This window comes from Haloferax prahovense, assembly GCF_000723845.1.
Classification (GTDB): Archaea; Halobacteriota; Halobacteria; order Halobacteriales; family Haloferacaceae; genus Haloferax; species Haloferax prahovense.
The window spans coordinates 635,450-649,519 of record NZ_LK053000.1; the positions used below are offsets into that span (position 1 = coordinate 635,450).

Annotated in this window: 16 protein-coding genes and 1 tRNA gene; 12 read left to right on the plus strand and 5 right to left on the minus strand. The window is 61.6% G+C overall.

Annotated elements, in window-relative coordinates:
• The first annotated feature begins 2 nt into the window (after positions 1 to 2).
• From BN984_RS02990 to mptA, 4 genes are all read left to right on the plus strand, one after another.
• Positions 3 to 1,244, plus strand: coding sequence for an NAD(P)/FAD-dependent oxidoreductase (locus BN984_RS02990; protein WP_008095689.1), 1,242 nt, complete (start codon positions 3 to 5; stop codon positions 1,242 to 1,244).
• Positions 1,245 to 1,443: 199 nt separating this feature from the next.
• Positions 1,444 to 1,683: a hypothetical protein gene (locus tag BN984_RS02995; RefSeq protein WP_013035539.1), complete on the plus strand. Its 240-nt coding sequence runs from the start codon at positions 1,444 to 1,446 to the stop codon at positions 1,681 to 1,683.
• 153 nt (positions 1,684 to 1,836) lie between these two features.
• The gene (locus BN984_RS03000) at positions 1,837 to 2,232 is read left to right on the plus strand and encodes a DUF7124 domain-containing protein (RefSeq protein WP_004975410.1); all 396 of its coding nucleotides are present in this window, start codon (positions 1,837 to 1,839) and stop codon (positions 2,230 to 2,232) included.
• 81 nt (positions 2,233 to 2,313) lie between these two features.
• Positions 2,314 to 3,240 (plus strand): GTP cyclohydrolase MptA, encoded by a 927-nt coding sequence (gene mptA / locus BN984_RS03005; RefSeq protein ID WP_008095685.1) that lies wholly within the window; start codon positions 2,314 to 2,316, stop codon positions 3,238 to 3,240.
• A gap of 44 nt (positions 3,241 to 3,284) precedes the next feature.
• On the opposite strand, the gene BN984_RS03010 is transcribed toward mptA, so the two are convergent.
• Both BN984_RS03010 and BN984_RS03015 read right to left on the minus strand, forming a co-directional pair.
• Positions 3,285 to 4,088, minus strand: coding sequence for a TrmB family transcriptional regulator (locus tag BN984_RS03010; RefSeq protein WP_004975406.1), 804 nt, complete (start codon positions 4,086 to 4,088; stop codon positions 3,285 to 3,287).
• 74 nt (positions 4,089 to 4,162) lie between these two features.
• The gene (locus BN984_RS03015; protein WP_049967633.1) at positions 4,163 to 5,821 is read right to left on the minus strand and encodes a DUF255 domain-containing protein; all 1,659 of its coding nucleotides are present in this window, start codon (positions 5,819 to 5,821) and stop codon (positions 4,163 to 4,165) included.
• Between the two features lie 170 nt (positions 5,822 to 5,991).
• Here BN984_RS03015 and BN984_RS03020 point away from each other — a divergent pair, with 170 nt between their 5' ends.
• From BN984_RS03020 to BN984_RS03030, 4 genes are all read left to right on the plus strand, one after another.
• Positions 5,992 to 6,567 carry an FxsA family protein gene (locus tag BN984_RS03020; RefSeq protein ID WP_008095681.1) on the plus strand — a complete coding sequence of 192 codons (576 nt, stop codon included), beginning with the start codon at positions 5,992 to 5,994 and terminating at the stop codon, positions 6,565 to 6,567.
• 205 nt (positions 6,568 to 6,772) lie between these two features.
• A tRNA-Ile gene (locus BN984_RS03025) sits at positions 6,773 to 6,846 on the plus strand.
• Positions 6,847 to 7,023: 177 nt separating this feature from the next.
• Positions 7,024 to 7,254, plus strand: coding sequence for a DUF7563 family protein (locus tag BN984_RS19905; RefSeq protein WP_103429258.1), 231 nt, complete (start codon positions 7,024 to 7,026; stop codon positions 7,252 to 7,254).
• A complete protein-coding gene (locus BN984_RS03030; protein ID WP_049967634.1) occupies positions 7,254 to 7,718 on the plus strand; it encodes a hypothetical protein in 465 nt (154 codons plus the stop codon). Before BN984_RS19905 ends, BN984_RS03030 begins: the two co-directional genes overlap by 1 nt.
• 299 nt (positions 7,719 to 8,017) lie before the next feature.
• On the opposite strand, the gene BN984_RS20040 is transcribed toward BN984_RS03030, so the two are convergent.
• Positions 8,018 to 8,152: a hypothetical protein gene (locus BN984_RS20040; protein ID WP_280512963.1), complete on the minus strand. Its 135-nt coding sequence runs from the start codon at positions 8,150 to 8,152 to the stop codon at positions 8,018 to 8,020.
• A 131-nt stretch (positions 8,153 to 8,283) separates the two neighbouring features.
• Here BN984_RS20040 and BN984_RS03035 point away from each other — a divergent pair, with 131 nt between their 5' ends.
• The 4 genes from BN984_RS03035 (at position 8,284) to BN984_RS03045 (ending at position 12,432) form a co-directional block, all read left to right on the plus strand.
• The gene (locus BN984_RS03035) at positions 8,284 to 10,410 is read left to right on the plus strand and encodes a DUF7845 domain-containing protein (RefSeq protein ID WP_049967635.1); all 2,127 of its coding nucleotides are present in this window, start codon (positions 8,284 to 8,286) and stop codon (positions 10,408 to 10,410) included.
• 365 nt (positions 10,411 to 10,775) lie between these two features.
• Entirely contained in the window at positions 10,776 to 11,507 is a 732-nt protein-coding gene (locus BN984_RS19325; protein WP_156037875.1) for a hypothetical protein, read from the plus strand.
• Positions 11,508 to 11,843: 336 nt separating this feature from the next.
• Complete coding sequence (locus tag BN984_RS03040) at positions 11,844 to 12,071, plus strand: hypothetical protein (protein WP_049967636.1); 228 nt, start codon at positions 11,844 to 11,846, stop codon at positions 12,069 to 12,071.
• A 181-nt stretch (positions 12,072 to 12,252) separates the two neighbouring features.
• A complete protein-coding gene (locus BN984_RS03045; protein WP_244877474.1) occupies positions 12,253 to 12,432 on the plus strand; it encodes a DUF1059 domain-containing protein in 180 nt (59 codons plus the stop codon).
• Positions 12,433 to 12,715: 283 nt separating this feature from the next.
• Here the strand turns inward: BN984_RS03045 and BN984_RS03050 are convergent, their stop codons facing one another.
• A complete protein-coding gene (locus tag BN984_RS03050) occupies positions 12,716 to 13,477 on the minus strand; it encodes a hypothetical protein (RefSeq protein ID WP_049967637.1) in 762 nt (253 codons plus the stop codon).
• Position 13,478: 1 nt separating this feature from the next.
• Positions 13,479 to 13,745: a winged helix-turn-helix domain-containing protein gene (locus BN984_RS18995; RefSeq protein WP_081909174.1), complete on the minus strand. Its 267-nt coding sequence runs from the start codon at positions 13,743 to 13,745 to the stop codon at positions 13,479 to 13,481.
• Between the last annotated feature and the right edge of the window lie 325 nt (positions 13,746 to 14,070).

The window sequence follows — 14,070 nt, forward strand, 5'->3', positions numbered from 1 at the left end:
TCATGAGCCAATCGTACGTGATCGTCGGCGACGGTATCGCCGGGGCCTCAGCGGCTGAGACACTCCGCGAAGAGGAACCCGACGCCGACATCACCATCATCACGGACGAGGGCGAACCGCTGTACAACCGCATTCTCATCAAGGAATTCGCCAAGGGCAAACTGCCCGAGGCACCCATCTCCATCCACGACGAGTCGTGGTACGACGACCGCGACGTGGACCTCGAACTCAACACGCTCGTCACGGACATCGACCCCGAGGGCCACACCGTCACCGCCCACGACGGCACCGAGTACGACTACGACAAACTGCTTCTCGCCATCGGCGGCACGCCGACCCAGCTCCCCGTCGAGAACTCCGACGCGGAGGGTATCCACCACTTCTGGACGTTCCAAGACGCCCGCGACATCAAAGAGCACATCGAGGGCGCGGACAACTCCGTCGTCATCGGCGCGGGCCTGCTCGGCATCGACCTCGCGGCCATCACCGCCGCCCAAGAGGTCGAGGGCAAGTACCTCATGCGCGGCAAGGCGTGGTGGCGCTACGCGCTCTCCGAGGAAGGCGCGGAAATCATCCACGAGGCGCTCCGCGAGCGCAACGTCGAACCCGTCTTCGACTCCGGCGTCGACCACTTCGAGGTCGACGACGACGACCGCGTCACGACCGCCGTCGACCCCAACGGCGACCGCTACGACGCCGACTTCGTCGGCATCGCCATCGGCCTGAACTTCAACACGGAGATTCTCGGTGGCACCGACATCGAGTACGACAACGGCATCTACACGGACGAGTTCATGCGGACGAACCACGATGACATCTTCGCGGCCGGTGACATCACCGAGTTCCACGACCTCATCCTCGGCGACCGCGCCCAGAACGGCGCGTGGGGCTCCGCCAAAGAGCAGGGCACCATCGCGGCCAAGAACATGGTCGACTACGGCTCCGAGGAGTTCCGCTGGGTCTCGTCGTACTCCATCACCCACTTCGACTTCCCGTTCCTCTCGTTCGGCCACCCGACGCTCGGCGACGACCACGTCGAGGCCAAGTACTCCGACACCGAGTGGCGGCGTCTCGCCATCAAGGACGGCAAAATCGTCGGCGGCGTCCTCATCGGCGACCTCTCGCCGCAGACGAAGTACAAGAAGCTCATGCGCGAGCAGGTCGACGTCAGCGGGCAGAAGGAAATCCTCGTGAAGCAGGACTTCCAGCTCGACGACCTCGAAGGCGCGGCGGCCGAACAGTAACTCGGGACCCGCTCCCGCTGTTTTCACCCGGCCAGCCGCGTCTGCGCGCGGCCGCCCGGCGCGGCTTCGGCCCGCCGGGCGCTCGCCTGCGTTCGCGGTTCGCCCCCTCGTTCTTGGCTCTCTTTCGCCCGTCGTTACGCGCCCCGCCAGTCGTCTCGCCGGCCAAACATTTATCTCCATCCATGGTGTGTGTTACCACATGTCATCAAAAGACGGACAGTCGCCGTCTTCCCCAGCAGTCACCGCGCCGCCGACCGTCGCACCCGTTACCGACGTGCCGCCGGGCGCTCGGGTCCATCACTTCGACGAGTTGAGCGAGCGGACCCAGCACGCGCTCGCGAGCGCCAGTCCCGCCGGCCGGCTCGACATCGACACGACCACCTCGCGGCTCTCGCGGGGCGACATCGTGGTGTTCACCGACTACGTCCGCGTTCAGTAATCTCGCTGCGCCCGTCCCGTCGCTCGCGTTCTCCGCCCGACCCGGTCGCCCCCGAGCCGACGGCCTCCCGCTCGCGGACGGCCGGGACCGAAGTCGTTTTCCACGCGTCGCCGCCTATCGCCGGGTATGGCAACAGGTGGCGGCCAAGGAACGATGACGCTCGCGTTCGAACTCTCCGCGCTCAAGCAGCTCGGCGACCCGAACGCGGCGTTTTCGGACGCCCGGACGTGGACGAAGTACATCGGCGTGGTGAGCGAGAAGCCGACGTACGTCGTGACGAACTTCACCCGAAAAGAGCGCATCCGGCAGGACTTCTTCTCCGGACCGCGCGGCGTCAAAGAGAGCCTCGAAAACGTGATGCGCCAGTTCGACACCGACCGGCACGTCTTCGTCGGCACGTCCGACGAGGACCGCGCGGTGGCCGAGGAGACCGGCTGGGAGTACCTCCCCGTCGAGGACGCCGCCGAGGCCGCCGAGTGGGTGCTCGCCGGCGACGACGACGCCCCCGCGGACCCCTTCGAGGACGAGGGGCGCGACGACTGGCCGTAGTCGGAGCACAGCGGGGCGTTCGCCCGCGATTCTGTTCCCCTATCGAAAGCACTAATCAGCAACGGCACTTTTTATTCTTCGATGAGTCACCAGTTGCCTGACGTACAGGCCTCCCAGCCGGACGTGACCGTCGGGCTGAGCCAGGTCGGCGTCACAGGCGTCGAGAAGCTCGTCAAGATCGCCCGCGACGGGAAGCGACCCCTCGTCTTGATGGCTGAGTTCGAGGTCTTCGTCGACCTCCCCGGCGGCCGCAAGGGCATCGACATGAGCCGAAATATGCAGGTCATCGACGAGGTCCTCGAAGCCGCCGTCTCCGAGCCGGCCTACCGCGTCGAAGACATGTGCGGCGACGCCGCCGAGCGCCTCCTCGCGAAGCACGAGTACACGACGACCGCCGAGGTCAGCATGACCGCCGAACTCGTCGTCCGCGAGGACACCCCCGCCAGCGGACTCTCCACCCAGAGCACCGCACAGATCATCGCCAGCGCCACCGCGACCGAGGAGGGCACCCGCGAGGAAATCGGTGCGGAAGTGGTCGGCATGACCGTCTGTCCCTGCTCGCAGGGCATGTCCGCCTCCCGCGCCCGCGACGTGTTGCAGGACCTCTCGGTCGACGACGACACCATCGAGGAGTTCCTCGACAAGGTCCCCCAGCCGGGGCACTCCCAGCGCGGCCACGCCACGCTCACCGTCGAGACGCAGGGCTCGCCCGAGGTCGACCTCATGGACCTCATCGACATCGCCCGCGACTCGATGTCGGCGCGCATCTACAACCTCGCCAAGCGCCCCGACGAGGACCACATGACCTACCACGCCCACGCGAACGCGAAGTTCGTCGAGGACTGCGTCCGCTCGATGGCCGAGATGTCCGTCGACGCACTCGACCACCTCGGCGACGACGCGGTGGTCCACATGAAACAGTCGAACGACGAGTCGATTCACCAGCACAACGCGCACGCCGAGCGCGAGGTGACGCTGGGACAGCTCCGCGACGAACTCGACGCCTGAACGGTCTCCGCACCCGGACACAACTGCTTTCTCTCTCCGAATCCCTACAGTGGGAGCGGTGCCGCTTCCTCCCAGCGCGGGTCGAACGTCTCTCGGAGGTCGGCGGCGAACTCGGGGTCTTTCAGGTCTATCATGGCGAACGCCTGCCCGGGGTCGAGGGGGTTCGGGACCTCGATGCAGACCTCCACGTCGTCGATGAGATTGAACACGCCCGTGACGTTCTCGGCAGTTCGCACGTGGAAGTTCTGCGCGCTCGACAGCCGGTTCATGTAGCTCTGGCCGACGCTCTCGGGCAGGCTGTCGACGAGGTCCGGCGACATGAGCATCGAGACCTCCACGCCGCGGTCGAGCGCGGCCTCCAGTTCGTCGACGACGAGGTCGCCGACGGCGTCGAGGTCGAACTGCGGCGAGGGCGTTCCGGCGACCATCACGAGCGAGTCGTCGGCCGCCGCGAGTCGCTCGACGAGCAGGTCGATGGTCTCGTCCGCGCCGACCGCGGCCGTCCAGAACTGGTCGTGGACGGGCTCCGCGGCGTCGAGTTCGTCAGTCAGCTCGGCGACGACGTTCTCGTACTGCTCGGCCTTCTCGGCCAGCTCCTGACGCTTCGATTCGAGCAGGCGGTCGAGCGCCGTGTCGGGCTCGACGGCGACGTACTTCTTCGGCCGGCTGGCCGCCTGACTCCGGATGAGGTGATACTGTTCGAGACTGTTCAGCACGTCGTAGACGCGGCCCATGGGGACGTCGCTGGCGCGCGATAGCTCCTTGGCCGTCGTCGCGCCCGTCCGCAGAAGCGCGCGGTAGGCTCGGGCCTCGTACTCGGACAACCCGAGGTCTCGCAGACTGGTCATGCACCGTCCGTCTCGTTTCTCCCTGATAAACAAACCGGATGTTTACACCCGCTCGCGGTTGCCGTCGGTTGCGGTCAGGCGTCGGGCGTGACTGAGGACACCGCCTGCATCAACTCCTCGGGAGTGGTTGCCTCCACCGTCGTCTCGCCGGCGCTGACGCGCGCGGTCCCGTCGGCGAGGCCGTCGGCGTCGGCCTCGGGAACCACGAGCGCCTCGTGGTCGGCGACGCGGAGCGCCGCCCGGTGGAGGTCGGAACCGGCGCCGTCGTTGAGTTCCACGACGAGCGGGTCGCGGAGCAGACGCGCCGCCGCGGTCCCGTAGGCGGCGATTTGTACGCCGATACGGTCCCACGCGCCCGCGAACGCGCCGATGGTCTCCTGTGCCACCTCGCGGTAGCGTTCGTCTCCCGTGAGCGCCGCGAGGTCGAGCAGCGTGTTCGCCATCTCCACGTTCCCGTCGAGCGGGCGGAGCGGCGACGACAGGAGCGCCTCGCCGCTCGCGGGACCGTCGAGGAACGAGCCCTCGTCGAACAGTTCGTCGATGGCGGCGTCGGCGGCATCGGCGGCGAACGCGAGGAGCGGGTCGCCCGCGACCGACTCGTCGCCGAGCACCTGTCGGGCGCGGCAGGCCGCGGCGACCACGCGCGCCTGGTCTTCGAGCAGGAGCTTCTCGCCCGCGTCGCCGCCGGACCGGAAGTGAGTCACGACGCCGTCGTCGACGAGGTCCTCGGCGAGTCTGTCGAGCGCGCGGGAGCCGAACTCGTGGGCCCGCTCGTCGTCGGTGAGGCCAGCCAGCACCAACAGCGCGTCCGCGGCGAGGGCGTTGCCGCCGGCGTAGACGGTGAGGTCGGTCCGCGGGCCGGGCGCGTTGTCGCGGCCCTCCTTTCCGAGGAGGTAGTAGTCCGTCCCCGCGGCGGGACCCATGCTCCCCGCGAAGCCGGTCCCCGTCCACAGCGAGTCGACGAGGAACTCGGCGGTCCCCGCGGCCGGGTCGAGGTAGGCGTCCTCGCCGGTGTAGCGGTAGCCGTTGGCGAACGCCCGCAGGAGCGCGGCGTTCGATTCGAGCGTCTTCTCGCGGTTCGGCTTCGACCACGCGGCGTCGTCGGCGTAGCGGAAGAAGCCGCCTTCGACGGGGTCGAACAGGCCGTCGCGAATCGCGTCGAGCGACCGGAGCGCCCGGCTTCGGTCGCGCTTCAGCGCGAACTCGACGGTCCGCGGGAGCGGGAACTTCGCGGCGTCGCCCCACCCGCCGTGGGCCTCGTCGAAGGCGACTTCCAACTGGCCGGCGAGGTGCGACTCGATTCGAGGCGAGACCTCGCCCGCGGGGGGGAGGTCGCCCCTGAGCGCCCGCGGGAGCCGTCCGGCGTCCGCGCCCTTCTTCTCCCACACCTCGCGCACGCGGTCGACGACCTGCCGCATGCCGTCGGGGCCGATGAACGTCGCGCCCGTGATGGGGTGGCCGTCGGGCGCGAGGAAGACGGTCGAGGGGAAGCCGCCCATGTTGTACCGCTCGCGGATGCGCGGCTGGCGGTCCACGTTCACCCGAACCGGGACGAAGCCGTCGTTGAGGTTCGCGGCGATGCGCGGCTCAGCGTACGTCTCGGCGTCCATCTCGTGACAGTCCTCGCACCACGTCGCCGACAGCGAAAGCAGGACGGGCTTGTCCGCCGCTCGCGCCTCGGCGAACGCGTCGGGGCCCCACTCTCGCCATTCGACGCGCGTCTCGTCGGTCATGTCCACCCATCCGCGGTGGACGCGGGTAAGCGCTTCGAGCCCTCGTGGCGCGGCCGGTCGCAGTCGGCGGGTCGCGCGCATCCTCGACGGTCGCCGCGGACGGGTTCGGGAGACCGGCGCGTCGCGGGCGGGACAAAAGGGCTATGGGCCGCGGCCCGGTAGTGTCGCCCATGCGAACGCGCACGCTGATGGCGCTCTTGCTCCTCATCCCCCTCTCCGACGCGTTGCTACTCGTGGTCGTCGCGCAGTACATCAACCTCGTGCCGACGGTCGCGCTCGTCGTCCTGACCGGGCTCGTCGGGATGCTCATCGTCCGCGCCGAGGGGCGACACACCCTCAGAAGCCTCCAGTCGAAGTTCGCCGGGGGCGACCTCCCGACGAACGAGGTCATGGACGGCGGCCTCCTCATCGCCGCGGGCGCGTTCCTCCTCACGCCGGGGCTCGTCACCGACACCATCGGCTTCCTGCTCGCCATCCCGGTGACCCGGTACCCCATCCGCGAGGTGCTCAAGCGCTTCGTCGTCAAGCCGTACCTCGACAAGCGCGCCGACGGCTTCGTCACCGGCAACGTCTGGACGACCGGCTTCCCGCAGGGCGACTTCGGACCCGGCGGTCCCGGTGGATCGCCCGGCCCGAGCGGCGGGAGCGGTTCCGGCGGAAGCGGCAACAGTAGCGGCGGTGACGGCGTCTACGACGCCGACCCCGACTCGTACCGCTTCGACGGCGACGGCAACGACTCCAAGTAGCGCGTCTTCCTCCGGTCCCGCGTCGTCTCTCTTGTTCGGGTTTCCGGCGCGTAGCCGCGCGAAGCCTTCCGATATTCGACTTCACGCCCAGCGTCTGAAGCGGTGTAATCGACCGACGACGCCGACATTCACTAACACGCGCCAACGCGCCTCCGAAAAGAAAGTCTTAAAATCAACAGCGCACAACGAGTGAATGCGCTTACCTGGGCCAATAGCTCAGTCAGGTTGAGCGCTCGGCTGATAACCGGGAGGCCCGCGGTTCAAATCCGCGTTGGCCCATCCAAAATTTACTCGGCACCTTGCCGAAGTAAATTGGGCTTCATGGCTCCCCAGCCACCCAGATTCTGACGATAACCAAAATCGAGAGAGCGTTCTCTCGCGTCAACTCAACAAGTATCCTACCGCACCCCCACTACGTACAGCGATTAGTTTAGCCGGGGGTGAGTTCGCGTGGCGGTGAGACTCGCCAAGGCCGCTCAGAAAAAGCGGTGTCTCTACTGCGACTCTCACGTCACTCACGACTTCCGCCGCGTCTACGGAGATAGTGACGACCGCGCGCACCGCTGTCGCGAGTGCGACACGCTGGTTCGCCTGCAGCGCGGCTCCGCGGGCGGACTCGACGTTCCTATCCCTGACCCGCAAGAAGCGCCCGGTCGCCACGGCGGTAACCCGGAGCGATGGTCCTGATGGGGATCGCTCCATCGAAGCGCGCGGGCAACACGGTCGAAGCCACGCTTCTCCAGCGCCACCCCGAGTTTCGGTACGTCTCCGACGAGATTGCTGAGCACCACGACGCCGTTACCGTCTCACTCGTCTCTCCGAGTCGGAAGCTGCCGTTCGTCGGGATCTGTCTCCTCGAGACCGGGACCGTCGTGGAGATCAAGAGCGCGATGGTCGTTTACGGCGAAGATCAGCGCCGCGGTCGGTTCCTGATTCGACAGAGCCAGCACGACCATCTCCTCGAGGAAGCTGGCGTCTATCTCTTCGCCGTCTGCGCGCCGACTCCCGCGCGCGACATCATCGCCGCGAAGATCGTCCCCGCGACCCTCGTTGACGAGTTCGATTTCTCGTGGATCGACCGGGACGCGCGCTCAAGCTACGCGCAGTTCGCCTGGTCGCGCGTGTTCTCGCCCGACGAGGTGGAACGATGACCCGCCTGCGCGGGACGTACTTCGCGCGGTTGACCAACGGGATTGCGACACCGCCGCGGTCCGCGTCCGTCTTCGCTGTCGTGCGCGATGCACCCGAATGGGTCGAAGAGATCACCGACCGGAACCTGCCGGACCTCGCGCCACCGAAGCGACTCGAGACAGCTCGGAACCGAGTCGAATCGACCGCCGAGGATGATCGGGTAGACGATCCCGCACTTGTCGCGTGGAACTCGGTTAACTTCGAAGCGCAGTATCGTCGCCACCTTTCGCGTGGCGGCGCTCGCGAGGTTCTCACCACGTTAGTCGAGACAGTCGAACGTCGGCCCGTCTGGGTCGTCTCGTGGCGCTCTCGTGCCGACGTGGACCATCGCTCCGTTCTCCTCGCAGAACTCCGTGAGCGCGCGGAGATTGGTCCCTGCGAGCCCGGTAATCATCGATGGTCGCGCGGCCCGGTTCCGACGACTGTCGTCTGCGGTCGTTGCGGGTACGACTCGACGAGCCTCGCGACCGGGCAGCTGGCGCAGGATGTGGAGATCCCCGCGCGACTTTCCGGTGGTGCTCGACGGTGAGCGACGATAGTTCCGGGGAGATCGTCGCGGAGTTCTCCGTCCTCGAGGACGCGGCCGCGGTCACGGCTGATGATGAGGATTCGGTCTCGTCTTCAGTTGACAACGGCTACGAGCCCGGATCGACGGTCGAAGATGAAGCGGACGACACCAGTTTCGAACTTCCGGAGTACGTCACCGCCTGCCGGTACTGCCAGGGAACTTTCGAGACAGAGGAAGCCGCGCTCGAACACGAATGGAACTGCGACCTGGAGCCGACTGGCGAGTGTCGCTTCTGTGGCGGCACCCATATCCGAAAAGACGTTCGCGAGGACCACTTCTACGCCTGTTCAGAAGCACAGGAACACGAGCGGAAACTGAAGCGTGGGGCTCGCGCGCGGACGATGCGCGGGCAGGACACCACGCAGGGTCTCTCGGCTCTCCGGAAGTACCTCCTGCCCCAAGAACACGAGTTCTCCGCGTACCTGAAGTGGGATGACGCTCTCTCCGCGTACTTCGGTCTCGTCTCGCTCTACAAGATGCACGATTTCGAAGAGTACGGTCGGCTTCGGACTGGTTTCGACTACGACGGAGACGAGTGGAACATCGAGTTCGGCTACGCGGATAACCCCGGTCTCGCTGTTCCTGACGACGACGCCGATCTCGGTCGGTACGACTGGCGGCTCGAGGACGTGCCGGAGTTCACGATCCACATCTATCCCGGCGCGTACCAGAGCTTCGGTGAAGCGAAGGCCGATAACCGGAAGCGTGCGTACTTCCGGGTCCGCCCGCGGTGGCCGGGTGTCGAATCGAAGAGCGGCCAGACCATCCCGAACCCGCACGGCATTCTCGGTGTTGACGTGGAGACTCGAGGGAGCTATTTCGAGTTCACCGACTACCCGACGCTTCTCTACCAGGCGCTCGATGAACTTCGCGAGCGGCAGACCGAATTCGGCTGGAGTTCGTTTACTGAAATCCGTCCAGAGACCTGCAGCCCGGAGAATATCCACAAGTCCTCGAACATCACTGACGCCGAGCTGTACGTGCGCGGCAAGAAGGGGGAGACGGGCGGCGTCTTCGCAATCGACGGGACGCTTCACCGGCTGTCGATGGTTCTCGGCCGCGAGCGGCGCGGCTACGCGAAGAGCGTCCGTGACGACCGGAAGTGCCGCGGGTACTACCACACGGCGACGATCTGCGCGATGCGCGCGGCCGAAGTCGTCGGTGGCCACGAGCTGCCGAAGGAGTTCAAACACTACCACGTCCGGAACCCCGACGCGGTCGAAGGGACCGTCCTCGAGAACCCGAAGATCGGGGTCTCCTATCAGAACTCGCTGTACGACGACACGCTTCGATTCAACGACGTGGACCGGCTCTACCGCGAGCTTGATGAAGCGCTCCTGAACGTCCTGAACTGGTCGGATCTCCCGACGACGCCGGACCACCAGAAGTACGTCGCGGACGACTACTTCGAAGCTGACGGCGAAGCGCGGATGGTCAAGGTCATCGAGAACCAGCTTCCCCGAATCGCTCAACAACAGGACGACGAGATTCGGAAGTTCGCGGTCGCGGGGAACATGAACGAGACCGACGTGGCGCTCGTTGACGAGCTGGTGACCGACGGCGGGAACGTCTCGCCTGCCGATCTTGCGGATCGGATCGGGAAGGACATCAGCACGGTCTACAGCGCGCTGAAGCGACTCGGTGAGCTGGTGATCCACGAGTACGGTCACGTCGAATTGGCTTCGAAGCACATCGCCAACGGGATCGTCGAACACATCGAGTCGGCCAAGCGCACCGTCGAATGTACTCTCGAGGAGGCCGCGGCCGACATCATCCGCGCGGACACCTACGGCGAGAGCGACGATCCGTGGTCCCATTGGCTCCGCCATTGGGTTCGGAACCGAAAGGACGGCGAGTACCGCGAGCGCCTCGAGATGGCTCCGCAGAAGTCGCGCTCGGAGATCCGGCGGCTCATCCGGTCGGGCGTCAACGCCTGGTCGCGGGTGACCGGCAATCCGCAGGTGGAGTTCGCCCGCGAGTTCGAGATCGAGGCGACCGCGCTCGATACGTCGAAGCGGGTCGTCTTCCAGCTCCACGAACTGAAGAGTCTCTTCGGTTCGAACGTGGTCAAACTCGCCAGATAGCGCACGACTGCTGAGTGGCGACACTATCCTTCTGGTGAGAAAGCGGCTTCTTTTGCAGCGTTTTCAGGGGAGTAGCGGGCGAATTTTCTCGGATATCGATTCGATCGGATAGCGACCGCGACCGCGGGCACTTCGAATTCGGGGGTGCCCCCGAATTCTCCGTTAGATGTGTGGCTAAAGAGCCACACCTACAGATTACTTCAGCCACCTTCGGTGGCTTCAGATGAAACACTTGAAGCAGGGGTCGCCGCGCCTACTCGGCGCGGCTTGCCCGCGAGAAAAAATCTCCAAATTGGCCGAGATAGGACGCTCTCGTGGCCACCTCATGGCAAAGAATTATCAGAAATAAGTACGAAAAAGACATAGTGACTAAATTTCGATCTTTTCAGAATTTCTTGATTCTCCTCGTTGTCACTTTAGGAATTGGTGGAGGGCTTTACGGTGCGTTCCAAGGGTGGTATAGTTCTGGTTTTGCCTCCATTATCGTTACCTCGGGCCTTGTTCTTGCAACAACATTATCTCTGATTGCTACGCGAAATACACTCCACGAACAGCGCTTAGCTCGTGAGCAGCAAGCAAAACCACTTCTTAGAGTGAGTTTAGAGGAGGTAACTCGTAGTGCATACTCAATAATGGTTGAAAACGTAGGAAACGGACCAGCAAAAGACGTTGACGTAACTATTAAAGCGATCAGCGGTGAGACAGCTGGGGAGAGTGTACAAGATGAAATTAATACACCTCTACCAGTAATATCTCCTAGCGAAAGTATCGCTGTGAGCGTTGGTCTGGATAATGTTGAGGATCCGACCACTTCTACACTAGGGAATAGCGAGAATTTTGAAGACCCACGACTGTTTGAGTCAGTTGACCAAATTGATGAAAAAGATTTGGCGGATGTCAGTCATATATCCATGACTGGAACTTGTTGTGATATTCTCGACACAGAACACGAAGTCTATTCTAGATTTTATACAAAATATACCGAGGAAGGGATGGCTCAATATGGAAGTCACGATACTGCAAGTGAACTCCGTGAAATTGGGCGACAGATGACACGGCTACGAAGTGAGCTCAAATCACTCAAAAAGTACCTCTAGTGAACAACATTCAGGTAGTAATCAGTCTGCATTTGTTCTTTTATTGTACGGAGTACAGAAGAGATGTCTGTGACCCACACCGATCTCGCAGGTCCTCGAGCACCCCCACAACCGAGATCGAGTCATCACCGGGGACCGACCACCACCGGAACCCCGCCAAATCGAACCATACTGTAAGTAATTATACGCCGCCAGGGGGGTGTGTGGTGGTGGTCGTTTCTCGAAGTGTACGCTGTCTAGTAATTTGACGAGTTACACCGACCACGGCCTGTATTCGTGATTGGTGACTTAGGAGATAGAACTAAGTAGGGTTGGGTGGCCGGTGAGGTGTCAGCAATGGTATTCCGAAAGCTCCGAAACCACGACGGCACCCCGCTTGTTGCACTCGACCGTGACGATCTCGTCCTCGACGGCGTCATCGTTGCCGATGAAGACGAACGCGAAGAACAGAGTATGCACGTCCAACGACTCGGCAAAGGCGTCTACGTCGTTCGGCCGGTGCCGGAGGACGGCCCAATCCAGCCGCTCCACGAGACCGAGCTGCTGCAGGGACTCGTCAAATAGACGCGTCGGGGTTTGTTGAATCTCTCAAACCACGTCGCGGATCACGTACCGGATACAGAAACGCATTCTCCAGATTCGCACCCGGACGAAGGTGATTTAGCATGAATTTTAGAAACCTCGGAGTGTATATAGCAACACATATACCAAAATAGACTCTGTGATAGTGTCTATGCCCTTCAAAATGAGTTGCCTCTGCGAGTGTGGTACGACGATCCGGGGGGAGTCCCCTGAGGATGTCGGCACGCTCGTCACGGAACACATGGATGATGCACATAACATGCCAGTCGATCCGCTTGAGGTGAGTGAGTTCGCAATCGAAGTGAACGAACCTAAGCGTGCAGCGCCAGCCCTTTCGTTCTGACTGAGATCACGACAAGGTCACGCGGTTAATCCTCTGCAGACCCTTCTTCAGCTGCGACTCCCCGGGGTCAGGCGTGAATGTATACCGCATCCTCGATGTATGCACCTTCGTTGGTATCGATAGCAGTCACCGTGCATAGATTGAATCGATCCGCTAGGTAACCAGCTTGACCCGCGATCGTGGTCATCCAGAGTATAAGAAGAATCGACGCTTGTTCACTCGAGATCCACACAAAACACCCCCCAGTGCATACATCTACTTATCAATAATAGAGATCAGACCACTAATTGAGGTAATGTTCTTTGACAAAGAGAGGTACAGCGAAAACTAGAACACCAAATACAAAGAGAATTGCAGTTCCGATCAATTTGTTCGTTGATAAGCCAATGGCACTTGATGCTTGAAATACTGCAGCTGTAAACAGGAATAGAACTTCGATTTGAGCAGCAACAGTCCGATATGCTTTTTTATACATGCTCTTCTCAGTCGTTGATTCAATAGACTGTTTTAGAAAGGCCGACTCGCTTGCACCCATTATTATCCCAAATACCAGATATATCGCACCAACAATTTGGAGATTGACTTGGCGCAAGTAGGTCTGAGAGATGGCGATTGGTATTGTTATGGAAATAAGGATAAGAGGGACATGATTTAACAGAACTTTCGAATACTGTTGTTGCATCTTTTGGAATTCTTTTTCCTCGGGAATCGATAACTCGTCCAGATCTTCGAACGTAATGAGATTCCAAAGCCAGTTTGGGCCCTTGGTAGCGAACTCACGAAAGTTAGTAGAATACTCAACGAGTACCACGTATGCCAAGGTTATCGAGAAACCGATCAAAAAGTACCTGCCCCCTCCGTAGGGATCTCTAATCTCGATTTCTACAGGTAACGGTAAATCGAACTGTGTAACTAAAATACCATAAAGAATCCCAAAGAAGACTAGGCTGATGAAGACGAATGTTCCAAATATTAGGCCCTGTACTGCGGGTGTCAGAAATTCGTTGACGGAAGTCTGGATATAGCTTTGGTCCTCTGAACCCATGCTATTCGTTACTTAAGTCGGATTTATTTAACTCTGAATCCAAGTATCGTTGCCCCTTCTCGGTGATCTTGTAATGTCCTTTGCCTGTACCTGATTTTTCAATTAATCCATGTTCCTCCAGCGGTCCCATTCTTGAAGAGACATGCTGTCGAGTGTAATCTAGATTTGCGGCTATGACCGAGGGAGATAGAATCAGGCCAGATTCACTAAGAAGCTCTAAGATCCGGTCATCACCGGGATACTTCATCCATTCCACTCGAGGACGCATTGAATGAAAATCACTCAACCGACGTAAATCACCACCGACTCAGTAATGTAAACTGACGTTCGTAAATATACAGATTTCCGTTCGTTAAGATAGATTTATACTTAGTGACTTGTATGAGACCATACGGAAGCATTCGCAGACCTATCGATCTCCGATAGGTTTCGCAGAAGCGGACCTCGCTGCTAGAGACAGCAGGTCCGCGCGGGCTTCCGTGACCAGACCACGAAAGCCATGTTCGACTCACTTCCGCGGGCTCTTGAACCCCGCGCACGAGCGCACGCACAGCCACCAGAGAACCGTTTAGTTTCACTCACAGAAACGGCCG